At 63.0% G+C, this 24,740-nt stretch carries 28 protein-coding genes; 20 read left to right on the forward strand and 8 right to left on the reverse strand.

Annotated features, from left to right (window positions below):
* The first annotated feature begins 18 nt into the window (after positions 1–18).
* The 6 genes from cobA (at position 19) to AF337_RS09015 (ending at position 5,029) form a co-directional block, all read left to right on the forward strand.
* Positions 19–858 carry a uroporphyrinogen-III C-methyltransferase gene (cobA, locus tag AF337_RS08990; RefSeq protein WP_049731873.1) on the forward strand — a complete coding sequence of 280 codons (840 nt, stop codon included), beginning with the start codon at positions 19–21 and terminating at the stop codon, positions 856–858.
* Entirely contained in the window at positions 855–2,162 is a 1,308-nt protein-coding gene (locus tag AF337_RS08995; protein ID WP_049731874.1) for a cobyrinic acid a,c-diamide synthase CobB, read from the forward strand. The genes cobA and AF337_RS08995 overlap by 4 nt, the downstream gene beginning before the upstream one ends.
* On the forward strand, positions 2,159–3,181 hold the full coding sequence (gene cobD, locus AF337_RS09000; protein ID WP_049731875.1) for a threonine-phosphate decarboxylase CobD: 1,023 nt from the start codon (positions 2,159–2,161) through the stop codon (positions 3,179–3,181). The genes AF337_RS08995 and cobD overlap by 4 nt, the downstream gene beginning before the upstream one ends.
* Complete coding sequence (gene cbiB, locus AF337_RS09005; RefSeq protein WP_049731876.1) at positions 3,178–4,158, forward strand: adenosylcobinamide-phosphate synthase CbiB; 981 nt, start codon at positions 3,178–3,180, stop codon at positions 4,156–4,158. Before cobD ends, cbiB begins: the two co-directional genes overlap by 4 nt.
* A gap of 93 nt (positions 4,159–4,251) precedes the next feature.
* Positions 4,252–4,452 (forward strand): ECs_2282 family putative zinc-binding protein, encoded by a 201-nt coding sequence (locus AF337_RS09010; protein ID WP_049731877.1) that lies wholly within the window; start codon positions 4,252–4,254, stop codon positions 4,450–4,452.
* Positions 4,453–4,600: 148 nt separating this feature from the next.
* Positions 4,601–5,029, forward strand: coding sequence for a L,D-transpeptidase (locus AF337_RS09015; protein WP_049731878.1), 429 nt, complete (start codon positions 4,601–4,603; stop codon positions 5,027–5,029).
* Here AF337_RS09015 and AF337_RS09020 read toward each other — a convergent pair.
* Positions 5,019–5,741 carry a Crp/Fnr family transcriptional regulator gene (locus AF337_RS09020; RefSeq protein WP_049731879.1) on the reverse strand — a complete coding sequence of 241 codons (723 nt, stop codon included), beginning with the start codon at positions 5,739–5,741 and terminating at the stop codon, positions 5,019–5,021. The genes AF337_RS09015 and AF337_RS09020 overlap by 11 nt on opposite strands.
* Before the next feature lie 441 nt (positions 5,742–6,182).
* Here AF337_RS09020 and AF337_RS09025 point away from each other — a divergent pair, with 441 nt between their 5' ends.
* From AF337_RS09025 to AF337_RS09055, 7 genes are all read left to right on the forward strand, one after another.
* Complete coding sequence (locus AF337_RS09025) at positions 6,183–6,461, forward strand: acyl carrier protein (protein WP_003540486.1); 279 nt, start codon at positions 6,183–6,185, stop codon at positions 6,459–6,461.
* A gap of 115 nt (positions 6,462–6,576) precedes the next feature.
* The gene (locus AF337_RS09030; RefSeq protein ID WP_049731880.1) at positions 6,577–7,059 is read left to right on the forward strand and encodes a 3-hydroxyacyl-ACP dehydratase FabZ family protein; all 483 of its coding nucleotides are present in this window, start codon (positions 6,577–6,579) and stop codon (positions 7,057–7,059) included.
* Positions 7,056–8,261 carry a beta-ketoacyl-ACP synthase gene (locus AF337_RS09035; RefSeq protein ID WP_049731881.1) on the forward strand — a complete coding sequence of 402 codons (1,206 nt, stop codon included), beginning with the start codon at positions 7,056–7,058 and terminating at the stop codon, positions 8,259–8,261. Before AF337_RS09030 ends, AF337_RS09035 begins: the two co-directional genes overlap by 4 nt.
* A gap of 12 nt (positions 8,262–8,273) precedes the next feature.
* Positions 8,274–9,560: a beta-ketoacyl-ACP synthase gene (locus AF337_RS09040; RefSeq protein ID WP_049731882.1), complete on the forward strand. Its 1,287-nt coding sequence runs from the start codon at positions 8,274–8,276 to the stop codon at positions 9,558–9,560.
* A gap of 151 nt (positions 9,561–9,711) precedes the next feature.
* Positions 9,712–10,740 carry a zinc-binding dehydrogenase gene (locus AF337_RS09045; protein WP_049731883.1) on the forward strand — a complete coding sequence of 343 codons (1,029 nt, stop codon included), beginning with the start codon at positions 9,712–9,714 and terminating at the stop codon, positions 10,738–10,740.
* 7 nt (positions 10,741–10,747) lie between these two features.
* Positions 10,748–11,683, forward strand: a complete 936-nt coding sequence (locus AF337_RS09050; RefSeq protein ID WP_049731884.1) for a lipid A biosynthesis lauroyl acyltransferase — start codon at positions 10,748–10,750, stop codon at positions 11,681–11,683.
* A gap of 283 nt (positions 11,684–11,966) precedes the next feature.
* Positions 11,967–12,683, forward strand: coding sequence for a PAS domain-containing protein (locus AF337_RS09055; RefSeq protein WP_049732039.1), 717 nt, complete (start codon positions 11,967–11,969; stop codon positions 12,681–12,683).
* Between the two features lie 14 nt (positions 12,684–12,697).
* On the opposite strand, the gene AF337_RS09060 is transcribed toward AF337_RS09055, so the two are convergent.
* The 3 genes from AF337_RS09060 to AF337_RS09070 form a co-directional block, all read right to left on the reverse strand.
* Positions 12,698–13,057 (reverse strand): VOC family protein, encoded by a 360-nt coding sequence (locus tag AF337_RS09060; RefSeq protein ID WP_049731885.1) that lies wholly within the window; start codon positions 13,055–13,057, stop codon positions 12,698–12,700.
* Positions 13,058–13,456, reverse strand: coding sequence for a polyketide cyclase (locus AF337_RS09065; protein ID WP_049731886.1), 399 nt, complete (start codon positions 13,454–13,456; stop codon positions 13,058–13,060). It abuts the gene before it with no gap.
* Between the two features lie 70 nt (positions 13,457–13,526).
* Positions 13,527–14,318, reverse strand: a complete 792-nt coding sequence (locus AF337_RS09070; RefSeq protein ID WP_049732040.1) for a helix-turn-helix domain-containing protein — start codon at positions 14,316–14,318, stop codon at positions 13,527–13,529.
* A gap of 204 nt (positions 14,319–14,522) precedes the next feature.
* On the opposite strand from AF337_RS09070, the gene gndA reads away from it, so the two are divergent.
* The 5 genes from gndA (at position 14,523) to AF337_RS09095 (ending at position 18,590) form a co-directional block, all read left to right on the forward strand.
* Entirely contained in the window at positions 14,523–15,974 is a 1,452-nt protein-coding gene (gndA, locus tag AF337_RS09075) for an NADP-dependent phosphogluconate dehydrogenase (protein ID WP_193393590.1), read from the forward strand.
* A 102-nt stretch (positions 15,975–16,076) separates the two neighbouring features.
* On the forward strand, positions 16,077–16,835 hold the full coding sequence (locus tag AF337_RS09080; protein ID WP_049732041.1) for a carbon-nitrogen hydrolase family protein: 759 nt from the start codon (positions 16,077–16,079) through the stop codon (positions 16,833–16,835).
* A gap of 13 nt (positions 16,836–16,848) precedes the next feature.
* Entirely contained in the window at positions 16,849–17,355 is a 507-nt protein-coding gene (locus AF337_RS09085; protein ID WP_049731888.1) for a GNAT family N-acetyltransferase, read from the forward strand.
* A gap of 13 nt (positions 17,356–17,368) precedes the next feature.
* A complete protein-coding gene (locus AF337_RS09090) occupies positions 17,369–17,878 on the forward strand; it encodes a GNAT family N-acetyltransferase (RefSeq protein ID WP_049731889.1) in 510 nt (169 codons plus the stop codon).
* Between the two features lie 94 nt (positions 17,879–17,972).
* Positions 17,973–18,590, forward strand: coding sequence for a class I SAM-dependent methyltransferase (locus tag AF337_RS09095; protein WP_049731890.1), 618 nt, complete (start codon positions 17,973–17,975; stop codon positions 18,588–18,590).
* Between the two features lie 31 nt (positions 18,591–18,621).
* Here AF337_RS09095 and AF337_RS09100 read toward each other — a convergent pair whose 3' ends face one another.
* Genes AF337_RS09100 through AF337_RS09110 form a run of 3 tightly spaced genes read right to left on the reverse strand, consistent with a single transcriptional unit; the run spans position 18,622 to position 20,881 of the window.
* A complete protein-coding gene (locus AF337_RS09100; protein WP_049731891.1) occupies positions 18,622–19,155 on the reverse strand; it encodes an AAA family ATPase in 534 nt (177 codons plus the stop codon).
* Positions 19,156–19,157: 2 nt separating this feature from the next.
* Positions 19,158–20,234, reverse strand: a complete 1,077-nt coding sequence (locus AF337_RS09105; protein WP_049731892.1) for a D-alanine--D-alanine ligase family protein — start codon at positions 20,232–20,234, stop codon at positions 19,158–19,160.
* Between the two features lie 32 nt (positions 20,235–20,266).
* On the reverse strand, positions 20,267–20,881 hold the full coding sequence (locus tag AF337_RS09110) for a C39 family peptidase (RefSeq protein WP_049732042.1): 615 nt from the start codon (positions 20,879–20,881) through the stop codon (positions 20,267–20,269).
* Between the two features lie 173 nt (positions 20,882–21,054).
* Between AF337_RS09110 and AF337_RS09115 the strand changes: the two genes are divergently transcribed.
* Positions 21,055–21,972 carry a LysR family transcriptional regulator gene (locus tag AF337_RS09115; RefSeq protein WP_049731893.1) on the forward strand — a complete coding sequence of 306 codons (918 nt, stop codon included), beginning with the start codon at positions 21,055–21,057 and terminating at the stop codon, positions 21,970–21,972.
* Between the two features lie 30 nt (positions 21,973–22,002).
* Here AF337_RS09115 and AF337_RS09120 read toward each other — a convergent pair whose 3' ends face one another.
* The gene (locus AF337_RS09120; RefSeq protein ID WP_049731894.1) at positions 22,003–23,040 is read right to left on the reverse strand and encodes a LacI family transcriptional regulator; all 1,038 of its coding nucleotides are present in this window, start codon (positions 23,038–23,040) and stop codon (positions 22,003–22,005) included.
* A 453-nt stretch (positions 23,041–23,493) separates the two neighbouring features.
* On the opposite strand from AF337_RS09120, the gene AF337_RS09125 reads away from it, so the two are divergent.
* On the forward strand, positions 23,494–24,729 hold the full coding sequence (locus AF337_RS09125) for an ABC transporter substrate-binding protein (protein WP_049731895.1): 1,236 nt from the start codon (positions 23,494–23,496) through the stop codon (positions 24,727–24,729).
* Positions 24,730–24,740: the final 11 nt, after the last annotated feature.

Genomic DNA, 24,740 nt, shown 5'->3' on the forward strand with positions numbered 1-24,740 from the left:
GGGGCCTAGATCAACAAAATGCTGAATAGCCAACTCTCCCATCTTCCGGCGCTGGAGCCGGGCAGCGTCTGGCTCGTTGGCGCCGGTCCCGGCGATCCAGGCCTCCTGACCCTGCTTGCCGCCAAGGGGCTTTCCCAGGCCGACGTCATCGTGCACGACGCGCTGGTCAACGAGGAATGCCTGGCGCTGGCGCGGCCGGAAGCGGTGGTGGAATATGCGGGTAAACGCGGCGGCAAGCCTTCGGCAAAACAGCGCGACATTTCGCTGCGGCTGGTGGAGCTGGCGCGCGCCGGCAAGCGGGTGCTGCGGCTGAAAGGCGGCGATCCTTTCGTCTTCGGCCGCGGCGGCGAGGAAGCACTGATGCTGGTCGAGCATAACATCCCCTTCCGCATCGTGCCCGGCATCACCGCCGGCATCGGCGGGCTCGCCTATGCCGGCATTCCGGTGACGCATCGCGACATCAACCACGCCGTCACCTTCCTCACCGGCCATGATTCCTCCGGCATCGTGCCCGATAGAATCGACTGGGATTCGATCGGCCGGGGCTCGCCCGTGATCGTCATGTATATGGCGATGAAACATATCGCAGAGATCAGTGCCAATCTCATCGCCGCCGGCCGGCCGCCGACCGAACCGGTCGCCTTCGTCTGCAATGCCGCCACCGGCCGGCAACAGGTGCTGGAAACGACGCTGGGGGAGGCGTCCGAAGCCATCGCCGCCTCCGGCTTCGAGCCGCCGGCGGTGGTCGTTGTCGGTGAGGTGGTGCGGCTCAGAGCTTCGCTCGACTGGCTCGGTGCGCTCGCCGGCCGGCGCCTGCAGCCCGATCCGTTCCGCCAGGCCGGCAAGGTGCTGATATGAGCGGCCTCCTGATCGCAGCCCCTTCCTCCGGCGCCGGCAAGACGACGGTGACGCTCGGGCTGCTGAGGGCACTGCGCCGGCGCGGCATCGCGGTCGCGCCCGGCAAGGCCGGCCCCGATTACATCGATCCCGCCTTCCATGCGGCAGCGAGCGGCACGCCTTGCCTGAATTTCGATCCTTGGGCGATGCGCCCGGAACTGATCTCGGCCAATTCAGCCCTTCACCGCTCCGGCGACCGCATACTCGTCATCGAGGCGATGATGGGTCTGTTCGACGGAGCGGCCGACGGAAAGGGAACCGCGGCCGATCTTGCCGCCCAGCTCGGTCTTTCCGTGGTACTCGTCGTCGACGCCTCGCGCATGTCGCAGTCGGTGGCGCCGCTGGTCTCGGGCTTTGCCGGCTTCCGCGCCGATGTCCGTGTTGCCGGCATCATCCTCAACAAGGTCGGCAGCGAGCGGCATGAGGCGATGCTGCGTCAGGCGCTCGAAGCGATCCGCATGCCTGTTGTCGCCATGATCGGCAGCGACAAGGCGCTTTCCCTGCCGGAGCGTCATCTCGGTCTCGTCCAGGCCGGCGAGCACGCGACCCTTGAGAATTTCATCGATCACGCGGCGGATGCCGTGTCCCAGAAGTGCAATTTCGAATTCCTGCTGCGCATTGCAAGGCAGGGGCTCAACCGGCCGTCGGCTGCCAATATCGATCGGCTGATGCCGTTGGGCGCCCGCATCGCCGTGGCGCGCGATGTCGCCTTCGCCTTTTCCTATGAGCATATGCTGCTTGGGTGGCGCCGCCGCGGGGCTGCTATATCCTTCTTCTCGCCGCTCGCCGATGAGGCGCCGGCCGGCGACGCCGATGCGATCTATCTGCCGGGCGGTTATCCCGAGCTGCATGCCGAGCGGCTCTCGCAAGCGCAGAATTTCCGTGCCGGCATGCTTGATGCGGCGGCGCGCGGCATTAGGATCTACGGCGAGTGCGGCGGATACATGGTGCTGGGCGATGGGTTGATCGATGCGGCGGGCAAGCGCCACGAAATGCTTGGGCTGCTGCCTGTGGTCACCAGCTATGCCGAGCGCCGGCGCCATCTCGGCTATCGCCGCGTGACGCCGCTCGACGGGGCCTTCTTCGCGCGGACAATGACGGCACATGAATTCCACTATTCCACCGTTGTCTCCGAGGGTGAAGGAAAGCGGCTGTTTGCCGCGCAAGATGCGCTGGGAACCGATCTCGGCACTGTCGGGCTCCGACGTGGCCAGGTGGCGGGATCCTATATGCACCTGATCGATCTTGCGAGAGCGGCCGTATGAGCGCGCCCATCGTCCATGGCGGTGGCATCACCGCCGCTGCCGCCGCCTTCGGCGGCAGGCCGGAAGACTGGCTCGACCTTTCCACCGGCATCAATCCGTGCCCCGTTGCCCTGCCTGACATTCCGCCAGGGGCATGGCACCGACTGCCGGACAGGCATCTCTTCGACGAGGCGAGGTTCGCGGCCCGCTCTCATTATGGCAGCGGAGAGATCCTGCCGCTGCCGGTGCCCGGAACGCAATCGGTGATCCAGCTTCTGCCGCGCCTGCTTTCGCAGGACAGGCAGGTTGTCGTGACGGACGATCGTATCGCCGTGGTGTCGCCGACCTATGGCGAATATGCGCGCGCTTTTACATCGGCCGGTTTTGCCGTCGATGCGGTCGGCGATGTCGCCGAAATCGGGGGCGAGCATCGGCTGGCCGTCGTCGTCAATCCGAACAATCCGGACGGCAGGGTCTGGCCAGTGGAAATGCTGATTGCCCTGCACGACAGGATGACGGCGGCAGGTGGACTTCTCGTCGTCGATGAGGCCTTCGGTGATACCGATCCGGCGCTTAGCCTCGCTGCCCGCGCGCAGGAGCTTCCCAACCTGATCATCTTCCGCTCCTTCGGAAAGTTTTTCGGGCTTGCCGGCCTGCGGCTCGGTTTTGCGATTGCGCGCGAGGATATTCTCGCCCGTTTCGAGAACTGGCTCGGCCCCTGGGCGGTCTCAGGCCCGGCGCTTTCGCTGGCCGCCTCACTGCTGCGGTCCGACGTCTCCGCGATCCGCCACTCTCTGGATGAACGCAGTGCCGCCCTGCAGGCGACGCTGGCCTCGGCCGGATTGCGGATCAGGGGAGGGACCGCGTTGTTCACCCTTGTCGCCGATAGCAGGGCGAGCGACATCTACACGCATCTTTGCCGGCATCATATTCTCGTCCGCAAGTTCGATTATGCGCTGGATTGGCTGCGTTTCGGCCTGACGCCGGATCCGGCGGCGGACAGGCGGCTTGGCGAAGCCCTTCAGGGATTTGAACGATGACGATCGACGAAAACCTCCTCGTGCTGCTTCTGGCGCTGCTGCTCGACCGGATCGCCGGCGATCCGCAATGGCTGTGGTCGCGCATGCCGCATCCTGTTGTCATTTTCGGCGCGGCGATCTCTTACGCCGACCAGCAGCTCAATCCCTCAAGTCTTACGGGCACCCAGCGCCGGATGAACGGCGTCGCAGCGATCGTGGCGCTGCTTCTGCTGTCGATCGCCGCAGGGCTCGTGTTCGACCGGTTCTTCGCGCTCTTCGGCCTTGCCGGCCTCGTGCTGGAGGCCGGGCTGGTGGCGATCTTTCTGGCGCAGAAGAGTCTTGCCGATCATGTCGCAGCCGTCGCTGCGGCCTTGCGCGGCGAGGGGCTGGCCGGCGGCCGGAGCGCCGTCTCCCGCATCGTCGGGCGCGATCCGGAGACGCTCGACGAGCCGGCCGTCTGCCGCGCGGCGATCGAAAGCCTTGCGGAAAATTTCTCCGACGGCGTCGTGGCGCCGGCCATCTGCTATGCGGTCTTTGGCCTGCCGGGCCTGCTCGCCTATAAGATGCTGAACACGGCGGATTCGATGATCGGCCACAGGTCGGAAAAATACATCGATTTCGGCTGGGCCGCGGCCCGGCTGGACGATATCGCCAACTGGCCGGCCGCGCGGCTCTCCATCCTGCTGATCGCCGCCGGCGCCTGGATCCGACGCGGCATGAGCCCCTGCCGCGAGGCGATCCGGGTGGCGGTGCGCGACGGCGGCCTGCACCGCTCGCCGAATTCCGGCCGGCCGGAGGCGGCAATGGCTGGTGCCCTCAACGTCCAGCTCGCCGGCCCGCGCATCTATGGTGGTGTCGTCGTGACGGAGCCGATGATCAACAATGCCGGCCGCGACGTCGCCACCGCCGGCGACATCGAGGACGGCGTGTCGGTGTTTTATGCCAGTTGCATGGTGCTTGCCGGTCTGATCTTCGGGTTGTTTCTGTGTTTTTTGTAGGGTGCCACGCACTGCGTCTATGCCCCAGTGGACAGCTCCGGCTCAAACGTTTATGCGAAGCGCCTCGTATCTCATCAGACCGGAAGCAGAGCGATGACAGTTCAGGTTGAATTACCGTGCCCGAAGTGCAAGAGCACCAAGATGAAGTTCGAGCGGCCGGAGATCCGCGAGACGGATATCATCACCTGTGCCGCCTGCGGTCATAATCTCGGCACGATGGCCTCCATCCGCGAGAAGATGAACAAGGCTTACCAGCGGCTCAACCGGCCTGCGGCGCCACGCAAGCTCCAGTGAGGCGGGCCGCTGTCTTGCGGCGGCGCTTCCGGCTGAAACGTGTTAAAATTGTGATTACCATTCGGATTAAAGCAATATAGAAAGTATTGCCGTAGTCTCTCTATCGTGAGGGCGCAATTAAACTGCGCGGGTGCGAAGAGGGGTTATCATGAAGACGATTTTAGCGGCCGCGGCCGCAAGTTTATTGCTGCAGTTTTCTCCCGTTGCCGCCGAGGCGGCGACGCTGGTCGCCAATATCAGCATCGGCAAGCAGACGATGACCGTCACCGAGAACGGCTTCGTCAAGTATCGCTGGAAGGTTTCGACCGCGCGCAACGGCTATGTCACGCCGACCGGTTCGTGGAGCGCCAAGTGGTTGTCACGCGACCACCGTTCCCGGAAATACGACAATGCGCCGATGCCCTATGCGGTGTTCTTCAACGGTGGTTACGCCGTTCACGCCACCTTCGACCTGAAGCGCCTGGGCCGGCCAGCCTCGCATGGCTGCGTCCGCCTGCATCCCGACAATGCCGCCGAGTTCTTCTCGCTGGCGCGCCAGGCCGGCCTTGCCAATACCCGTGTGGTGATTACGCGCTGATTTTCTTTTCCAGTTCATCCATATCGGGGACGACGATATGCCGGATGTTCTCGATGCGGATGACGCCGCTCTTGCGCAGCCGGGTCAACTGGCGGCTGACGGTTTCGATCGTCAGCCCGAGAAAATCGGCGATCTCGGTGCGCGATAGCGGTAGGTCGAAGGCGGTGCTGGTGGCCGTTTCCGGCTCGGCGTGCGTGGCGATGAGGTAGAGCAGGCTTGCGACCTTCTCCTCGGCGGTGCGCCGGCCGAGCGTCAGCATCCATTCGCGCGCGGCATCCAGTTCCTTCAACGCCTGACCGTGCAGGCTGCGCTGCAGTTTCGGCGTCTCCAATATCATGCGGTCGAGCAGATTGCGGGGGAAGACGCAGATCTCCGCATCGGTCGCAGCCTCGGCCGACAGCGTGCTTTCGCGCATGAAGGGCCTGCCGACGAAATCGGGGGCGAATTGCAGGCCGACGATCTGCTGGCGGCCGTCCGGCATCACCTTGCAGAGCTTCACCACCCCGCGCATGATGTTCGAATAGAAAGAGCTTTCCGACCCCTGAGCGACGATCTCTGAGCCGGCATCGATTTTGCGGCGCAGCGAGTGGCGGCCGAGTTCTCGCAGCTGGCTGCTCGACAAGGCGCCGCAGACGACGCCGTGCCGCGCCTGGCAGGAACGGCAAGCGACAGGCGTGCCGGCCTCGGAAACCTCACGGCGTGCGACGTCCATCTCCTGATCCCTTCGAAATCCTGGCATGCCCGGGCATGGCCAGCATGCCGAGAGGCATGGCTGACGCTTCCGAGACGATGACGCCGCGATTGCGGGTTCGGATATCCCGATCTCTTCCCGCGCCGCTTGATGATTATCAAATTCGCCGGGCTTGCGATTTGATCCAGATCAACTGTCCGTGCTTGCGGCTCCGGCCGGGAAGGGCGCTCGCGCCGAGGCGAGACCGTATGCGGCTTCGATTCGGACGGCTTGTTTACGCCGCCGGCGCAGGGGGCTGCAGCGGCATCGCCGCGCCTCGGGTGATTGCAACGGCCTGCATTCCATTGCTGTTTAGGCAACACCCGATCGCCAAATTGCCGCAACGCCCGGACGAAAGCATTGGCTTTTGAAATGGATTTGCCTATGAGGGGATTTAAATCGTCATTTCATGAGGTACAGCGCGTGACCGCTACATTCGATAAAGTTGCCGACATTATTGCAGAAACCAGCGAGATCGACCGCGCGACGATCACGCCGGAGAGCCATACGATCGACGACCTCGGTATCGACAGCCTCGATTTCCTCGACATCGTCTTTGCGATCGACAAGGAATTCGGCATCAAGATTCCGCTCGAAAAGTGGACGCAGGAAGTCAACGAGGGCAAGGTTTCCACCGAAGAATATTTCGTGCTGAAGAACCTCTGTGCCAAGATCGACGAGCTTAAAGCAGCCAAGGCCTGAGGACATAATCGTCTTTTTTGACCGCCCTGCCGCCTGACTATGGCGGCCGGGCGGTTTCGTTCCTAACTAGGCGTCACCGGCGGGCGGATCTGGCCTGTCGGGCCGGAGGATCCGAATGCTGCTGGAATATTTCCAGATGATTGACCGCGTCGAAGCGGTGGACCTGAAGAAGGGCACGCTGAAGGCGCGATCCGTCGTGCCGGCCAAGAGCCCTGTCTTCGAGGGTCATTTTCCCGGCATGCCGCTCGTTCCCGGTGTGCTTTTGATCGAGACCATGGCGCAGGCCTCCGGCATGCTGGTGCTTGCCGTCACCAATTTTGCCGCCATGCCCTTCCTGATGACGGTCGATGGCGCCAAGATGCGCACCTTCGTCGAACCGGAAGCCGTGCTCGATATCGAGGCGGTGCTCGAACACGACGGTTCGGGTTTCGCGGTTACCAAGGCTAAAATCACCAGCGCCGGCAAGAAGGTCTGCGATGCGCAGCTAAAGCTTCGCACTATGCCGTTTTCCGAGGTGCCGCTCGGCGATATCGTGAAAAAACGTGCCGGCGAGATCGGGCTTCTCGAAGCGATCGCGGCGCAGGGAGTGATTGGATGAGCAAGGCTGCAAACGACGTCGTCATCTCGGGCATCGGCATCGTCACCTGTCAGGGCGTCGGCAAGGATGCGCATATCGCCCTTCTCCAGGCCGACAAAGCTCCGAAGGCGATCGTCGAAACCGAGAAGTTCAAGCCCTATCCGGTGCATCCGCTGCCCGAGATCGACTGGTCGCAGCAGATCGCCAAGCGCGGCGACCAGCGCCAGATGGAAAACTGGCAGCGCATCGGCGTCTTCGCCGCCGGCTTGGCACTCGACGATGCCGGCTTTAAGGACGATCTCGAGGCCTGCGGCACGATGGACATGATCGTGGCGGCCGGCGGCGGCGAGCGCGACATCAATGTCGATACGCTGATCGTGGACGAGGCGCTGAAGCGCAACGACCGCGAATTGCTGCTGAACGAGAAGCTGACGACGGAGCTCAGGCCGACGCTGTTCCTCGCCCAGCTTTCCAACCTGCTCGCAGGCAATATCTCGATCGTGCACAAGGTCACCGGTTCGTCGCGCACCTTCATGGGCGAGGAAGCGGCAGGCATTTCAGCCGTCGAGACCGCCTTCTACCGTATCAAATCGGGCGAATCCTCGCATGCGCTGGTTGGCGGCGCCTTTGCGGCGGAGCGGCCTGATATGATCCTGCTCACCGAAGCGATCGGCGCTCATGCACGCGGCGACTGGGTGCCGCTCTGGTCACGCAAATCAAGCGACGGCGGCGGGATGATCACCGGTTCGGCCGGCGCCTTCCTGGTGATGGAATCGCGCCAGCATGCGGAAGCGCGCGGCGCTCACATCTATGCCGTCATCGACGCGGTCGAGGGCGACCGCGGCAACCGCAATGCCGGCAATCTCGAGGTCCGGTTGGAGCGGCTTTTAGCACCCGCCGCCGAGCTTGCCGCCGAAAGCACGGCGATTTTTTCCGGCTCGACCGGCATGCACGACCTTGCCGCCCGCGAGCGGGCGGTGCTCGAACACCAGCTGCCGGGGGCCGCCATCCGCGGCTTCGGCGGCGTCACCGGCCATACGATCGAAACGCAGTTCACGCTGGGTCTGGCGCTTGCAGCACTTGCCGTCGACGGCAAGGCCAAGGTTCCGCCCTTCGATGCCGCCCATGAGGCGCCGATGCGGGCAGGCGCCACCGCCGCCGTCGTGACCGCGGTCGGACACCAGCGCGGCGAGGGCGTCGCCGTCCTTTCCGCAAATGCGTGAGGAGTGAAAGATATGACAGCTTCCGCTTACAGGGATCATCTCGGCCGCCCTATCGTGGCCGTGACCGGCATGGGTATCATCACCTCCCTCGGTCAGGGTCTCAGCGATAACTGGGCAGCGCTTTCGTCAGGCACGTCGGGTATTCACGAGATCAATCGTTTCCCGACCGAGGGACTGTCGACGCGGATCGCCGGCACCGTTGATTTTATCGGCATCCCGGCCCCGAATGCCGTCGAGCGCTCCTACGCCTTCGCCCGCGAGACGACGATCGAGGCGCTTGCCGATGCCGGCCTTTCCGGCGATTTCAACGGCCCGCTGTTCCTGGCCGCCCCGCCGATCGAGCCGGAATGGAGCGCGCGTTTCGAACTTGCCGACCGTTCGCCGGCCTCCGAGCGTCCCGGCGACGCCTATGAGCGTTTCCTGACGGCGCTACGCCAGCGGCCGGACCCGGCCTTCCATGAGGCGGCCCTGTTCGGCGCTATTTCCGAGCGGCTTGCCGACCGGTTCGGCACACGCGGCCTTCCCGTCACGCTGTCGACGGCCTGTGCTTCCGGCGTCACCGCGATCCAGCTCGGCATCGAGGCGATCCGCCAGGGCCGGACAACCCGCGCGCTGACGGTTGCAACCGACGGCTCTCTGAGCGCCGAAGCGCTGATCCGTTTCTCACTGCTCTCGGCTCTTTCGACGCAGAACGATCCGCCGACCAAGGCCTCCAAGCCGTTCAGCAAGGATCGCGATGGTTTCGTCATCGCCGAAGGTGCGGCGACCCTGGTGCTGGAATCGCTGGAAGCGGCGGTCGCCCGCGGCGCCAAGGTGCTCGGCATCATGAAGGGCGCCGGCGACAAGGCCGACAGCTTCCACCGCACGCGGTCGTCGCCGGATGGCGGACCGGCGATCGCGACGATCCGCGCAGCCCTTGCCGATGCCGGCATCGACGAGAGCGGCATCGGCTATATCAATGCCCATGGCACGTCGACGCCCGAGAACGACAAGATGGAATATGGGGCGATGTCGGCCGTCTTCGGCGAACGGATCGCCGGCATCCCGGTTTCCTCGAACAAGTCGATGATCGGCCATACGCTGACGGCGGCGGGCGCAGTCGAGGCGGTGTTCTCGCTGCAGACGATGCTGACAGGCACGCTGCCGCCGACGATCAACTATACCAATCCCGATCCGTCGATCGTTCTCGATGTCGTGCCGAACAAGAAGCGGCAAGCGCAGGTTTCCGCCGTGCTTTCCAACTCCTTCGGCTTCGGCGGGCAGAATGCCAGCCTTGTCATGGCGCTCGAACCGGCTTAGAGACCCTCCTTGATTTTGGGACGAAGTGGTTTTTAACGTCATCCTCGGGCTTGTCCCGAGGATCTACTTGCATCACTCAATGACCGCTGGCAGATGCTCGGGACAAGCCCGAGCATGACGACGATCCACGTAGAAGAAAGAACTATAAATCATGCGCGCTTTGCAACTGATCGATGACCGCAAGCTTGAGATCACCGACCTGCCGGAACCGGATGCGCCTGCCGCCGGCGAGGTGACGCTGCGCGTCAAGGCGGTGGCGCTCAACCATATCGACGTCTGGGGCTGGCGCGGCATGGCTTTCGCCAAGCGCAAGATGCCGCTGGTCATCGGTGCCGAGGCTTCCGGCGTCGTGGAAGCGATCGGCGCGGGTGTCGCCAATGTGCTGCCGGGCCAGCTCGTCTCGATCTACGGCGCGCGCACCTGCGGTCTCTGCCGCCCCTGCCGCGAAGGCCGCGACAATCTCTGCGAACATGTCTCCGGCGTGCACGGCTTCCATCTCGACGGCTTCGCGCAGGAGAAGGTCAACCTTCCCGCGCGGCTGCTCGTGCCGGCTCCTCCCGGTGTCGATGCGATCGGTGCTGCACTTGCGCCCGTCACCTTCGGCACCGTCGAGCACATGCTGTTCGACAATGCCAGGCTCGAGCCCGGCGAGACGATCCTCGTCCACGCCGGCGGCTCGGGTATCGGCACGGCGGCGATCCAGCTGGCCAAGAAGATCGGCTGCACTGTCATCACCACGGTTGGTTCGGACGACAAGATCGAAAAGGCCAAGGCTCTCGGCGCCGATCACGTCATCAACTACCGCACCGACCGCTTCGAGGGCGTGGTGCGCAAGCTCACCAAGAAGAAGGGCGTCGACGTCGTCTTCGAACATGTCGGCAAGGATACCTGGGCAGGCTCGATGCTCTGCATGAAGCGCGGCGGGCGGCTCGTCACCTGCGGCTCGACCTCGGGTGTTTCCACGGAGATGAACCTGATGATGCTGTTCCAGCAGCAGCTGAAGCTCTTCGGTTCCTTCGGCTGCCGGATGGAGAACATGGCCGATGCGATGCAGAAGATGGGCCGCGGGCTCGTGCATCCCGTCATCGACACCGAGGTCAGCTTCAGCGATATCGACCGGGCGCTGGAGCGGATGGAATCGCGCCAGATCTTCGGCAAGATCATCCTGAAGATGGATTGAGCCCCAAGTGAAGCTCTTCATCACCCGGATCGTTCTGGCGCTCAGGCACTTCCAGCAATGGCTGGTGGCGCAGGTGATGTTCGGTTTTCTGAACGTGCTGAAGCTGTTTCCGGCTGATGGCGCGATTCGCTTCGCCGACAGGATGATGCGCCGCCTCGGCCGGCGGACACGCCGCCACAGGCTGATGCTCGTCAATCTGCGCAACGCCTTTCCCGAGAAGAGCGAGGCCGAGATCGAAGAGATCGCGCTCGGAAGCTGGGGCAATATGGGCCGGCTTGCGGCCGAATACGTGTTCCTCGACCAGTTGTTCGACTACGACCCTGAAAAATCGGAGCCGGGCAGGGTGGAGGTGTCGGGTATCCCGATCTTCCTCGATCTGCGCGACAATCCGCGCCCCTTCATCGTCTTTACCGGCCATACCGCCAATTTCGAGCTGCTGCCGGTGGCCGGCGCCGCCTTCGGGCTTCATGTGACCGTGCTCTTCCGGCCGCCGAACAATCCCTATGTCGCCAAGAAGGTCTTCGATTTCAGGAGCGCGCGGATGGGCAAGCTGGTGCCCTCGCATGCGGGCTCCTCCTTCGCGCTCGCCCGTCAGCTGGAAGCCGGCCAGGGCGTGGGCGTGCTCGTCGACCAGAAATTCCGCAAGGGGCTGAAGGGCACTTTCTTCGGGCGCGACGTCAAGACCAATCCGCTGCTGCCGAAGCTGGTGCGCCAGTTCGACTGCGAGGTCTATCCGGCGCGCTGCGTCCGGCTGCCCGACAACCGCTACCGGCTGGAAATCGAGCCGCGGCTGGACATGCCGCGCGATGCCAAGGGCAATCTCGACCTGCCGGCGGCAGCCCAACTGCTCAACGACAAGGTGGAAAGCTGGGTGCGGGAATACCCGGAACAGTGGCTCTGGTATCATGACCGCTGGCAGATCAAGCAGACGCTCGACTCCTAGCACGCGTCGCGATCTTTCGGATTCGCTCTTCGCGCTTCTTGTTTTGACGCATGTCGTTATCGCAAAACCGCGACGCACTTTTGCGAGACATGCTCCAGGAATATCCACCCTCATTTATCAGCGGTGAAAAGCGGCAGGTGCTCGCGGATTGAAACTGAGTGTAAATTCATGGTACCCGTCGCTACCAAAACGCGAACAATGTCTACCGAAAGGCGCATTTTTCGAAAGATGCAGCCATGTCAGGTCTCGGACATGTCTCTTGGGCCAATGGGAGTTGGGCGTCTTGCTGGAGCTTTTTCGAGCTTTTTCCTTGCGTTGCACGCAGATAGAGGAAGCCATACGCTTGGGTGACGATCAGCGCGTCACGGCGCTCGACGGCCATGTCGAGCCGCTGGTCGAGGCAATCCTCGCCCATCAAGCGGTCAATCTGCTCGAAGCCTACATGCAGCTGCAGTTTGTGACTCATCTGATCGGCCAGGACGCCGACGACAGCGCCAGCGTCGCCGAGCACACGACGGTCCTTTCCTACCTGCTCGACCGCTATTTCGGCACGCATGGGCCGGACTGGCGTGTGCCGTCGCCGCAGGACGTGCGCATCGAGCCGCCGCCGGCCTATGTGCCGGATACCGACAACGGCCAGTTCCTCAATTCGGCGATCCTCGAAAGCCTGCCGGACCGGGTGGCGGTGCTGACCAAGGACTATCGCTTCCTCTATTCCAATCCAGCCAACTGCGCCCATCTCAACAAGAAGCCGATGGAGCTTATCGGCCGCCATCTTTCCGAATTCATCGGAGAGGAGCTGTTTGCCGCGTGCGCCAAATACAAGCTCGACGCCTGCTTTGCCGGTGAGCAGATCGACTATGCCTATAAATGTCCGGACGGCAACGGCGGATCAGGGCAGGTGCGCTGTCGCATGTCGCCGCTGCGCGATGCCGGCGGTACCGTGATTGGCGCGCTGCTCGTCATGGAGGATATCGATCGACAGCGGCCAACTGGCTGATCAATCGGCCGCCTTCAGGCGGCCGCCCAGACGGCGAGCTCATACCCGTCGCGGTCGAGGAAGTGGAAGCGCCGGCCGCCTGGGAAATCGGTGATCGGCCGGACGATCGTGCCGCCAGCCCTCTCGACCGAGATCAGCACCTCTTCGAGATTCCTGGCATAGACGACGACCAGCGGGCCGCCCGGCCGCACGGGGCCGAAATCGGTGAAGCCGCCCTTCAGCCGGCCATCGTCGAATTCGCAGTAGTTCGGGCCGTAATCGGTGAAACGCCAGCCGAAGGCCGAGCCGTAAAAGGCTTTGGCGGCGGCGATGTCGGCGACGTTGAATTCGACATAATCGATGCGGCGGTCGTTGTTGTCTGATTTGACGGTCATCTATCTCTCCATCAGGGCTTTCAGCATGTCGAGATCCTTCTCGACATGGGCGGCATCGGCTGAAAACTGCGCATCGGTCATGCCGGGCAGCCGCAACAGCGTGAACATGACCTCGCAGCCATCGCCGTTCGGCACAATGCGCAGCGCATTATAGACCCTGAGGCCGGATTCGATCGTCACCGTGTGGTCGATCACACCGAATTCATTGCCGGGCACGAAGCTGATCTTGATGGTTCCGAGAGGGCCGTCGGCGATCCAGTCGGCGCCGTGAGGCTCGAGGCCGCTTGCAAGGCCGGAGGCCCAGAGCGGCATGTTCTCCGGCTTGCCGGCGAAGTCGTAGACGTCGCGCCAGTCGCGCTCGATCGATTGGTGGATGATTTTCGCGGGCATCGTCGACATGGCTTGCAGGTCCTTGATATCGGGTCTCGCTGTCGTAGCAGGCTGATCTGCGGCGTCTTGAACAAAACGGTCAGCCTGGTCTTTTCGGCATGCCGAGTTGGCCGACAATGACGGCGGGTGTCAGGCTCGAGAGTTCGCCGACCTCGCGCGTCATGTGGGCCTGATCGGCAAAGCCCGCTTCGAGCGCAAGGCGGGCAAGCGGCATCGTGCCCGCCTTGCGGCAGAGATCGAGGAAACGCTGGAACCGGCGGATGCGTTCCAGCGTCTTGGCGCCATAGCCGAAATGGTGGTGGCAGCGGCGGCGCAACTCCCTTTCGCTCACGCCGAGCCGGCTGAGCAGCTCGGACGCCGGACGGCCGCCATCGGCGGCGGCGAAGATAACCGCGGCGTCCCGGGCCGGTTCGTCGGTATCGCGCGCGGCCTCTTCGAGCAAGCGGGCGAATAGCGCCATGGCATTCGAGGGATCGGGACAATCGCCAAGCCGTGCCTCGAATTCGGCCGTGTCCTTCCAGCCGATTTCGGCAAGCGGCACCGAGCAGCCGACCAGCGCCGAGAGCGGCGTCTTCAGCCAGGGCGCGGCGGCGCCCGGCGCAAAACGTGCGCCGATGATGGTCGCGTCCGGCCGGAGAACGGGAAAGGCCGCCGTCCTGTCGGGTCCGGCAACGGCCAGCCGGCCGTCGATCCAGAGGAGGTCGCAATAGCCGTCCGGCACGATTGCCACATGTGCCGGCGGTCCGTCATGGAGCGTATGTGACCAGAACCGGCTGAAATGGCGCCGCAGCGGCGGCGACGGCGCATATTCGCGGTAGCGGCCGGCACGGGCGGCGAGCAGGGCCGTATCTTTTCGTCTTCCCGATTCCAAGGCGAGATCTCCCGAAATGCCGATGATACCACCAGATAGGGCATCAAGGGCAGGTCGCGAAAAAACTTGGTTGCCGATCAGCCGGCGCAAGCGGTTGTCGGACAAGTCGCGATATTGCAAGCTTCATTTCATTGTTTTTGCGAACCGATTAGACCCTTGCGAGACTTGCCGTTTGACCGAGACAGTGCCACAACACCGGTCCAAATGACACATCGGAGGTTTGTCGTGGAAAAGGCAGAAATCGGACTGATCGGTCTTGCGGTCATGGGCTCAAACTTGGCGCTCAACATCGCGGAGAAAGGCAATAAAATTGCGGTCTTCAACCGTACGCCTGAGAAAACCGACGAATTCTACGAAAGCGCCGGCGATCTGAAAAAGCAGATCATTCCCTGCAAGACGATCGAAGAGTTCGTCGATGCGATCCGGCCGCCGCGCCCGATCATCATCATGATCAAGGCCGGCGATGCCGTCGATCAGCAGATGGAGGCGTTGCGCCCGCATCTGTCCAAGGGCGACATCATGATCGATGCCGGCAACGCCAATTTCCGCGATACCGTCGCCCGCTTCGACCGCCTCAAGGACACGGATCTGACCTTCATCGGCATGGGCGTTTCCGGCGGCGAAGAAGGTGCGCGCCACGGCCCGTCGATCATGGTCGGCGGCACCGAGGAATCCTGGAAGCGCGTCGAGAAGGTGCTGACCTCGATTGCCGCCCGCTACAATGACGAGCCCTGCGTTGCCTGGCTCGGCAATGACGGCGCCGGCCATTTCGTCAAGACCATCCATAACGGCATCGAATATGCCGACATGCAGATGATCGCCGAAATCTACGGCATCCTGCGCGACGGTCTCGGCAAGAGCGCCTCCGACATCTCCGGCATCTTCGGCGAGTGGAACAAGGGCCGGCTGAACTCCTACCTGATCGAGATTTCCGAGAAGGTGCTTGCCGCGACCGATCCGGTTTCCGGCGGGCCGATGGTCGACATGATCCTCGACAAGGCCGGCCAGAAGGGCACCGGCAAATGGTCGGCGATCGAAGCGCAGAACATGGGCATTCCGGCAACGGCAATCGAGGCCGCGGTCGCCGCTCGCAGCCTCTCCTCGATGAAGTCGCAGCGCGAAGCCGCCGAAAAGATTTTCGGCACGCAGGCCGCATCCTTCCCGATCGCTTACGGTCCCGAACTCAACAAGGATCTGGAGCTGGCGCTGTTTGCCGCCAAGATCGGCGCCTATGCGCAGGGCTTCGCGGTGATGGCGGAAGCCTCGCGCGAATTCAACTGGTCGCTGCCGATGCCGACGATTGCCAGGATCTGGCGCGCCGGCTGCATCATCCGCTCGCAGTTCCTCGACGAGATCACCTCGGCCTTCACCAAGGCGCCTGATGCCGCCAACCTGATCGTCACGCCGGCCTTCTCCGACATGGTCAAGGAATCGATCCCGGCGCTGCGCCGCGTCGTCGCCGCCGCCATTTCCTCTGGCCTGCCGGTGCCGGCGCTGACCTCGGCGCTGACCTATTTCGATGCCTACCGCCAGGGCAGGGGAACGGCCAACCTCATCCAGGCTCAGCGCGACTTCTTCGGCGCCCACGGCTTCGACCGCCTGGATGGCAAGGACTTCCACCACGGCCCCTGGGGCAGCGGTGCGGCGAGCTTCTAAGGTTTGCCGAGGGAAGACATCAAGGAAGAGCCCGGCCGTCGCGCCGGGCTTTTTCGTAGCTTTGGCCGCTCGGACGGTGAGACGTTCGAAAGGGAGATCGACGTGGGAAGCATCCGGATAGCCGCTGCGCAGACGCCGGAATTTCGGGAAAATGTCGGGGCGGCCTTGGATTATGCCATTGGGATCGCAGCACTGGCCGAGACCGATGGCGTGGCCTTGCTGCTCTTTCCCGAGGGGTTTCTCCAGGGCTACCTGACCGATGAACCGTCGGCACGTCGCGTTGCCCTCGATCTCGCATCGCCTGCGTTCGTGGCGGTCCTGGATCGGTTACCGAAGTCAGGACCGATGCTGGTCATGGGGCTGATCGAGATCGATGACGGGCGATTGTTCAACACAGCCATCGTCGTCGAACGCGGCGTTCTCCTCGGCCGCTACCGGAAAGCCCATTTGCTGCGTGGCGAACAGGCCTTCGAAGCGGGGGAAGAGAGTCCACTCTTTGCGATCGGCGATCTGCGCTTTGGTATAAACATCTGCTACGACACCAACTTTCCTGAAGCGGCCGCAAAGCTCGAAGCGCTGGGTGCATCCCTGATCTTATGTTGCTCCAACAATATGATGCCACGAGATAAGGCGGAAATATTCAAGGAGCGGCACAATGTGGTCCGCGCCGAGAGATGCCGTGAAACAGGCCTATGGATGATATCGTCCGATGTGACGGGCGAGCGCGACGGGCGCGTCGCCTGGGGACCGACGGCGGTGCTGAACGCGGAAGGGCAGATCGTGGCGCAATTGCCGCTGGAAGAACCCGGCTTGCTGATTTTCGACTATCACTGCACGGCATCCGCGGTAGATCAGGCATGAGGAGTTGACCGCGATGCTCATCCGATATGAAACACCGGCGGATATCGATGCGATCCATGATCTGACCGAGGTAGCGTTCAAGCCAATGCCCTACAGCGACGGTACCGAAGCGGAGATTGTCAGCAGGCTTCGCGCAGCGGGCGATCTGACGATATCGCTGGTTGCTGAAGAAGAAGGCGAGATCCTGGGGCATGTCGCATTTTCGCCGGTGACGATCGACGGCGTGCATGGTGGCTGGTTCGGACTGGGTCCGATATCCGTCAAACCGGAGAGACAGCGGCAGGGGATCGGCAAGGCGTTGATTGTCAGGGGATTTGACCTGTTGAAGGAGAGCGGTGCCGCCGGCTGTGCGTTGATCGGAAACCCAGACATCTATAGCCGCGTCGGTTTCAGCAACGATGGGCAGCTGACGTATCTCGACTTCGATAGGCGGCTCGTACAACGGATTGTTTTCCGCGGGACCACGCCAAGCGGAATGCTGCAATTTGCCCCAGCCTTTGAAACGCCAAACCCCATCTGACAGAGGCGACGACATGTCCGAAACCGGCGCGATAAAAATCCGAACCGAGCGTCTGAGACTTCGCATGCCTAGTATAGACGATTTCGCCGCCTATGCGCGGCTCATGGCCTCGCCGCGGTCGGCCGGGATGGGCGGGCCGTTCGATCTGCGCGCGGCCTGGGGAATGTTCTGTCACGACGTGGCGCTCTGGCAACTGTTCGGGCACGGGGCGCTGATGATCGACCTTGCCGAGACCGGCGAATGCGTCGGTCAGGTGGGGATCAATCACGGGCCGCTCTTTCCGGAAAAGGAGCTGGGCTGGTTCGTCTATGAGAGCCATGAGGGCAGGGGGTATGCGACCGAGGCGGTCATGACGTTACGAGACTGGGCCTTTGCGACGCTCGGCCTGCCGTCGCTCGTCAGCTATATCGCCCCCGGCAACAAAGCCTCGATTGCCGTGGCGGAGCGGCTGGGGGCGCGTCTCGATCCGACGGCATCTCGAACCGATCCCGCGGATCTCGTTTATCGTCATTCCGCTTCCTGATAAAATGGTCATGGGAACGGCGCTTGGAGGCAGACGTCTCAATCCTTACATGTTGATCGGTCAGGATCGGGCGCTGCAAAAATGGGGATGCCGGATGACGGAGGCGAAGCGGGAGCATTGGGACGCGGTCTACCGCACGAAAGCTGCCGACAGCGTCAGCTGGTATCAGCCGACGCCCGAGCCTTCCCTGCGGGCGCTTGACGCGCTGCAACTGCCGGTCACGGCTTCGCTGATCGATGTCGGCGGCGGCGCATCGAGCCTTGTCGATCGTCTTCTCGAGCGCGGATGGTCCGATCTCACCGTTCTCGACATCGCTGCGCCGGCGCTCGATGTTGCCAAGGCGCGGCTGGGGGACGAGGCGGCCCGCATCGCCTGGATGATTGAAGATGTCACCGTGTGGCGACCAGGACGTCAGTACGATGTGTGGCACGACCGCGCCGTCTTTCACTTCCTCACCGAGCGCGAGCAGCGGCTGGCTTATCGCCGCGCACTCGAAACCGGCACGGCGCCGGGCAGCGCCGTGATCATTGCCTCTTTCGCACCGGACGGGCCGGAACGATGCAGCGGCCTGCCGGTCGAACGTTACGACGCGGCCGCTCTTGCACGCGAAGTCTCGTCCGCCTTCGCGCTTCAACGCGACTGGCGCGAGGAGCACACGACCCCCGGCGGTGGCCGGCAGTCGTTTCAGTGGTGCGTCTTCCGCAGGCGCTGAGGTTCCCCTTGAGAAAGCAGCCGAGAGGCGGCTACCTCGTTTTTAGTCGATCGAGGATGAAATCCGCCCGGTCGGCGACCGCGATTTTCGGCAGCATGACGACGTCGTAGCCAAGCGCCGGATAGATTGCGACAAGCCGGTCATATTCGGCGACCGCCTCGTCGAAGCCATGGCGCCGCTCGCGATCGGTGACGTAGATTTCCGGCCATGGCGGGGTGAGAAAAACGCTGCTGTTATAACGGTGGAGGGCGCTTAGTCTTTCCAGGACCGGTTCCCCGGTCAGGTGCTGAAGCGCTGCTGCGGCATCGATCAGCCCTCGGTCGAAAAACGTCCAGCCGGCCCGCCCGCACGCCGCCGCGTGGTCGGCCGTTGCGAACTCGATGGCGCGGCGGGCGAAGGCCGCCATGTCGATCCAGGGCAGGGCTGAACCGTCGCTTTCGAGCTCCTGCCTGACGATCCGTCGGCCCGGTTCTTCGACGATCGCATGACCGCGACGGCCAAGTTCGGCCAGCAGCGTCGATTTCCCGCCGCCGGAACAGCCTGAAATCAGGACCGACCTGTTCATGCTCAGGCAGCCCGGCCGGCGCGCGCCAGGCCGTGATCGACGAGGCGGTCGATGATCTCGGCGTAACCGACGCCGCTTGCCGCCATCGCCTTGGAATACATGCTGATATCGGTGAAGCCGGGGATGGTATTGAGCTCGTTGACGAGGAACCGCATGTCATCCGTCAGGAAGAAATCGACGCGGGCCATGCCGTCGCAGCCGACCGCCCGGAAAGCTCTCGCGGCCATGTCGCGCATGGCGGCCTCGACCTCCTCAGGCAGGTCGGCCGGGACTTTCAGCGCCGCGCCCTGTTCGTCGATATATTTGGCATCGTAGCTGTAGAAGCCATGGCTTTCGGCCGGCACGATCTCGCCCGGCCGGGAGACGAAGAGTTCGCCGGCCGCATCCTCCAGCACGCTGAATTCGATCTCGCGGCCGGCAACGAACTCCTCGGCGAGCAGTATCCGATCGTGGCGGAAGGCCTCGGCAAGGGCGCCTGCGAATTCCTGGCTGGCATGGACCTTGGCGACGCCGACCGACGATCCCTGCCGCGCCGGCTTGATGAAGAGCGGCAGTCCAAGCTCGCTTTCGAGAGCTGCCAGCGAGGGGGCAGTATCCTCGCGCACCGTCACGGCACGCGCCACCGGCAGGCCGGCCGCCCTGAGCAGGCGTTTGGCGATGTCCTTGTCGAGCGCCGCGGCCGAGCCAAGAATGCCGCAGCCGGCGAGCGGCACGCGCGCCACCTCCGCCAGACCCTGCACCGATCCGTCTTCGCCATGCAGGCCGTGCAGCACGGGAAACAGGATGTCGATCCCCGGCAATTCATGGGCCGCGCCATGGGCCGGGATCGCTAGCATCCGGCCGCGTCCGCCCGGCACGAGGCAGATTTCGACGCCTGATGACGGTGTCGCCAATATGCCGTCCTCAAAATTGCTCAGCAGCCATTGTCCCTCGCGGGTGATGAAAACGGGGATGGCATCATATTTCTCGGGCTTGAGCGCGCCCATGACATTGGTTGCCGAAAGGATGGAAACCTCATGCTCGGCCGAGCGGCCGCCGAAGAGCACGGCGATGCGCAGCCTGTTTGGGGAAGGGGTCATGCAAGCCTCCGAAACGATCTGGTGTTGAAAGGTCAGGCGTCGACAGATATGCCGCGATTGGCGAAGAAGCGGTCGAAGACGGCAAGCGGCAGCGTCACATCAGCCTGGCTCGCCTCATCATGGCCGGACGGGTTGTGGAAGCGGATCGTCTCGTCGCTTGCTGCTGTCACCAGCACCAGATGCCCGCCCTTCGAAGGTGGCTGGCGCTCCGGCCAGCGGATGCCCGAATGCACAGAGGCGATGAAGAAGCGCCGTTTCGATAGAAGCTCTGGAATGGCCGATGTCTCGACGCCTGTCATCGTCTCCGCATTCAGCGCGAATCGGTCGGCGGCGAAGCGGACGAAGGGTGCGTAGATCAGCCCCTTGATCGAGGCATCGATCTCGCTGACGACATAACCGCCATATCTAGTGCAGGCCCGGGCAAGCTCGAGGGTCGGATGGGTCTCACCGCGGGCGGCCAGGATCATCTTCAAGCAGGCCATGCCGCAGACATTGACGGCCCAGCGCGCATATTCCTCGATCGTCGCGGCGCCGGAATGGCGCCAGAGCGGATCGCCGAGCAAGGCCTGCGACCCCTCGGCAAGCACCGGCAGCGTCATGCCCGGTGTTTCCCATTGGCTGAAATAGGGCACGCTGCTTTCTTGCATTCTGTCGATATCTCCGTAACTGGCTGCGAGATGGCGGAACATCTTGGCTTTTTTCGAGTCAGGCCGTTTGCGATTTTCCACGCTAGGAAGAGATTTTCTTCAGGTCCACTTAATTAAAATAAGAATATAGTTTAGAAATTTTGGCTGATTGATCGGCTGGAGAGGAGCAGGGTTTGGACTTTTTCAGATTGCGCACACTTCGCGAACTCTCACGCCGCGAAACGATGGCGGCGGTCGCCGATGCGCTCGGCATTTCGTCGTCTGCGGTTTCCCAACAGATCGCCCAGCTCGAGGATGAAGTCGGCATTGCACTTGTCGAGCGGCGCGGGCGAGGGGTGACGCTGACACCGGCCGGCCAGCGGCTCGTCCTGCATGCCGACCGGATATTTGCCGTCGTCGAGGAAGCCAGAACCGATATTGCCGAGCTGCAAAACATTGTCGCGGGTGAACTCCGGATCGCCGCCCAACCCTCGGCGGCGTCATCCTTCATTCCGGTTGCGATGCGTCAGCTTGCGCTCGACCATCCGCATCTCGACATCGTCATGACGACGATGGGACCTGCTGAAGGGGTCGCGGCGCTTAGAGCTTGGCAGGCCAATATCGTCATTGCCGACGACATATCGTTCGATCCGCATACCTTGGCGGACACGGTCGATCCGCTGTTCCTGTGCCGAGACCAACTCTTCGTGCTTCTACCCCCCGGCCACAGGCTGGAAGCCGAGGCGGTCATCGACCTCGCACAGTTGAGGAATGAATGCTGGGCGCTCGACGTCGCCTCCAGCGCATATTGCCAGATGATGCGCCAAGTGTGCCGCGATACGGGTTTCGAGCCTGTCATCAACGGTTTCAGCGACAGTTTCGAAGTGGTGTTTGCGCTTGTCGAAGCCGGTTGCTCGATTTCGGTGATGCCGGGACTGGCGCTTCGGGAGTTTGGCGAAAGCCTGATCGTCAAACCGCTCGCGCCACCGGTCTATCGCGGTATCCATGCCATCACGCGGCGCGGCGAGGGACGCAACCCGAAGATCGCGGCGGTGCTGGGGCAGTTGGCGAGGAGCGCACCGCGCGGTCTGGAGGCGGTTCAAACAGGCTGAGATCAGCCGTCCACCTCCGCCAATCCCAACTTACTTCCCGCCCTCCGGCCAGATCGGCTGGCTGATGCTCTGCAGCAGTTCCGGTTCGACGCCGTCGATGCGGGCGATGACGGCTTTGGCCATTTCGCGGCCGGCCTGGCGCACGTCTTCCTGGACGGTGATGATCTCGGGGCGGATCCAGTTGAGGATCGGCACCGATTGCTTCGACACCATGTCGAGATCGCGGCCGAGCGCCTTGCCGGCAGCCTCGATGCCGGCATTGACGGCGATTGCCGCGCTGCCGGCGGAACAGACGATGCCGTCGGGGGCATTGGGTGAGCGCATCATCACCTCGACGACATCGCGGATGTCGGCGAGCGGCGCATCGCTGTTGATGCGCAGCGGCACTTCCTCGGCGCCGTAGTCATGCAGGCCGGTCTGGAAGCCGATGCGGATATGGGCGTAATAGGTGAGCTTGCTCGGCGGCTGCAGCAGGGCAATGCGCCGCCGGCCGCGCTTGACCAGCCGCTCCACCGCCTGGTGGGCGAAGGCTTCGTTGTTGAAATCGTGGAAGGGGTGGGTCAGACCCGCATCGGTGCGCCCATGAGTGGCGAAGGGCATGCCGCGCTCGGTCAGCAGCCGCACGCGCGGATCGTCCGGCTCGATGCGCGAGATGATGACGCCGTCGGCCGAGCCGGTATCGAGGATATAGCGCACCGGCAGCATCGGATCCTTGCTGTGGGAATGCGGCGTGACGACAATATGATAGGGCGTGCCGGACAATACCTCGGAGATGCCGAAGACCATCTGGCTGGAGAATCCCATGATCTCCTCGTCGATGCTGAGGACCAGGGCGATGACGTTGGTCTTGCCGGTGCGCAGGCGCACACCCGCCCTGTTCGGCTGGTAACCGAGCTGGCGGGCGACCATGCGCACCCGCTCCTTGGTCTCAGCCCCGATGTCGGGCGCATCCTTCAGCGCACGCGACACCGTGGTCACGCCAAGGCCGGTCATGAAGGCGATCGTCTTCAGCGTGGGGCGCTCGCGCGACGCCGGCGCCGCTTGCCCGAAATTTCCGTTGTTTTCCATCCCTGTAGGCCTGCCTCGCGCGAATTGGTGTCGCTTATAGAGGCTTTTTCAAGCGCCGTAAGCCCGCCGCCTGCCAAAATCGCGCCTCCCTAAGGGATACAATCTGTAACGATACAGTAGAAATGTCGAGGGCTTTTTCGTGTGTGCGCTGCGGTGTTGTGCGCATAGGTTGAATTTTTGATTCATCTCTATTTTTCTGCACTTGCGAAGAGGGTGAAGCGGATGAAGAAGCCAATAACAAAAAATTTATACATATTTTCAATGTGATAAATTGATTGTGCATATGCGGAATCGTGGGGCCGGATGTGCGTTAGAAGGCTCTTATGATCCGACTGGAAACAGGTACAAGTAGCAATTCCCGTTCTCGCGGAAAAATTTGGAGGCGGACGGTTGCGCGCTCAAATCGATTGATCTAAGTTTTTCCGGCAACGTTTCAGTGAGGGAGGAAAACTCATGAAAATCCGTATCACGGTGGCCGTGCTTGCCGCTTCGGTCGCGCTTCCGTTCGGCGCCGCCAATGCTACCGATCTCGAAGTCACGCATTGGTGGACTTCAGGCGGCGAATCGGCTGCCGTCGCCGAGCTGGCAAAGGCGTTCGACGCCACCGGCAATCACTGGGTCGACGGCGCTATCGCCGGTTCCGGCGGTACTGCCCGTCCGATCATGATCAGCCGCATCACCGGCGGCGACCCGATGGGCGCCACCCAGTTCAACCACGGCCGTCAGGCCGAGGAACTCGTCCAGGCCGGGCTGATGCGCGACCTGACCGACGTGGCGACCGCCGAGCACTGGAAGGACATCATTCGTCCGGCAAGCCTGCTCGATTCCTGCACTATCGACGGCAAGATCTACTGCGCCCCCGTCAACATCCACTCCTGGCAGTGGCTGTGGCTTTCGAACGCCGCCTTCAAGAAGGCCGGCGTGGAGGTTCCGAAGAACTGGGACGAGTTCGTCGCTGCCGCTCCGGCTCTCGAAAAGGCCGGCATCATTCCGCTCGCCGTCGGCGGCCAGCCGTGGCAGGCGACAGGCGCCTTCGACGTGCTGATGGTCGCCGTCGCCGGCAAGGATACCTTCAACAAGGTCTTCAAGGACAAGGATGCGGAAGTTGCTGCCGGTCCTGAGATCGCCAAGGTGTTCAAGGCGGCCGACGATGCACGGCGCATGGCCAAGGGCAGCAACGTACAGGACTGGAACCAGGCCACCAACCTCGTCATCACAGGCAAGGCCGGCGGCCAGATCATGGGTGACTGGGCGCAGGGCGAGTTCGCGCTTGCCGGCCAGAAGGCCGGCGCCGACTATACCTGCCTGCCGGGCCTCGGCGTCAACGAGATCATCTCGACCGGCGGCGACGCCTTCTACTTCCCGCTGCTGAAGGACGAGGAAAAGTCCAAGGCGCAGGCCGTTCTTGCCAAGACCCTGCTGGATCCCAAGACCCAGGTTGCCTTCAACCTGAAGAAGGGCTCTCTGCCGGTTCGCGGCGATGTCGATCTCGCCGCCGCCAATGATTGCATGAAGAAGGGTCTCGATATCCTGGCGAAGGGCAACGTGATTCAGGGCACCGACCAGCTGCTTTCGGCCGATAGCCAGAAGCAGAAGGAAGACCTCTTCTCCGAATTCTTCGCCAACCCATCGATGACGCCGGAAGACGCTCAGAAGCGCTTCGCCGGGATCATCGCTTCGGCTGACTGATCGATAGATAC

The organism is Rhizobium ecuadorense, from assembly GCF_001187535.1.
In the GTDB taxonomy this organism is placed as follows: Bacteria; Pseudomonadota; Alphaproteobacteria; order Rhizobiales; family Rhizobiaceae; genus Rhizobium; species Rhizobium ecuadorense.

What these genes read in the sequence shown, in the direction of transcription:
- AF337_RS09040 (WP_049731882.1), top strand. Translation starts at nt 8,274, where the DNA reads ATGACAGCTTCCGCTTACAGGGATCATCTCGGCCGCCCTATCGTGGCC.
- AF337_RS09010 (WP_049731877.1), top strand. Translation starts at nt 4,252, where the DNA reads ATGACAGTTCAGGTTGAATTACCGTGCCCGAAGTGCAAGAGCACCAAG.
- cbiB (WP_049731876.1), top strand. Translation starts at nt 3,178, where the DNA reads ATGACGATCGACGAAAACCTCCTCGTGCTGCTTCTGGCGCTGCTGCTC.
- cobD (WP_049731875.1), top strand. Translation starts at nt 2,159, where the DNA reads ATGAGCGCGCCCATCGTCCATGGCGGTGGCATCACCGCCGCTGCCGCC.
- AF337_RS09060 (WP_049731885.1), bottom strand. Translation starts at nt 13,057, where the DNA reads ATGACCGTCAAATCAGACAACAACGACCGCCGCATCGATTATGTCGAA.
- AF337_RS09095 (WP_049731890.1), top strand. Translation starts at nt 17,973, where the DNA reads ATGACGGAGGCGAAGCGGGAGCATTGGGACGCGGTCTACCGCACGAAA.
- AF337_RS09020 (WP_049731879.1), bottom strand. Translation starts at nt 5,741, where the DNA reads ATGGACGTCGCACGCCGTGAGGTTTCCGAGGCCGGCACGCCTGTCGCT.
- AF337_RS09090 (WP_049731889.1), top strand. Translation starts at nt 17,369, where the DNA reads ATGTCCGAAACCGGCGCGATAAAAATCCGAACCGAGCGTCTGAGACTT.
- AF337_RS09105 (WP_049731892.1), bottom strand. Translation starts at nt 20,234, where the DNA reads ATGACCCCTTCCCCAAACAGGCTGCGCATCGCCGTGCTCTTCGGCGGC.
- AF337_RS09030 (WP_049731880.1), top strand. Translation starts at nt 6,577, where the DNA reads ATGCTGCTGGAATATTTCCAGATGATTGACCGCGTCGAAGCGGTGGAC.
- AF337_RS09125 (WP_049731895.1), top strand. Translation starts at nt 23,494, where the DNA reads ATGAAAATCCGTATCACGGTGGCCGTGCTTGCCGCTTCGGTCGCGCTT.
- AF337_RS09100 (WP_049731891.1), bottom strand. Translation starts at nt 19,155, where the DNA reads ATGAACAGGTCGGTCCTGATTTCAGGCTGTTCCGGCGGCGGGAAATCG.
- AF337_RS09035 (WP_049731881.1), top strand. Translation starts at nt 7,056, where the DNA reads ATGAGCAAGGCTGCAAACGACGTCGTCATCTCGGGCATCGGCATCGTC.
- AF337_RS09045 (WP_049731883.1), top strand. Translation starts at nt 9,712, where the DNA reads ATGCGCGCTTTGCAACTGATCGATGACCGCAAGCTTGAGATCACCGAC.
- AF337_RS08995 (WP_049731874.1), top strand. Translation starts at nt 855, where the DNA reads ATGAGCGGCCTCCTGATCGCAGCCCCTTCCTCCGGCGCCGGCAAGACG.
- cobA (WP_049731873.1), top strand. Translation starts at nt 19, where the DNA reads ATGCTGAATAGCCAACTCTCCCATCTTCCGGCGCTGGAGCCGGGCAGC.
- gndA (WP_193393590.1), top strand. Translation starts at nt 14,523, where the DNA reads ATGACACATCGGAGGTTTGTCGTGGAAAAGGCAGAAATCGGACTGATC.
- AF337_RS09085 (WP_049731888.1), top strand. Translation starts at nt 16,849, where the DNA reads ATGCTCATCCGATATGAAACACCGGCGGATATCGATGCGATCCATGAT.
- AF337_RS09065 (WP_049731886.1), bottom strand. Translation starts at nt 13,456, where the DNA reads ATGTCGACGATGCCCGCGAAAATCATCCACCAATCGATCGAGCGCGAC.
- AF337_RS09110 (WP_049732042.1), bottom strand. Translation starts at nt 20,881, where the DNA reads ATGCAAGAAAGCAGCGTGCCCTATTTCAGCCAATGGGAAACACCGGGC.
- AF337_RS09120 (WP_049731894.1), bottom strand. Translation starts at nt 23,040, where the DNA reads ATGGAAAACAACGGAAATTTCGGGCAAGCGGCGCCGGCGTCGCGCGAG.
- AF337_RS09015 (WP_049731878.1), top strand. Translation starts at nt 4,601, where the DNA reads ATGAAGACGATTTTAGCGGCCGCGGCCGCAAGTTTATTGCTGCAGTTT.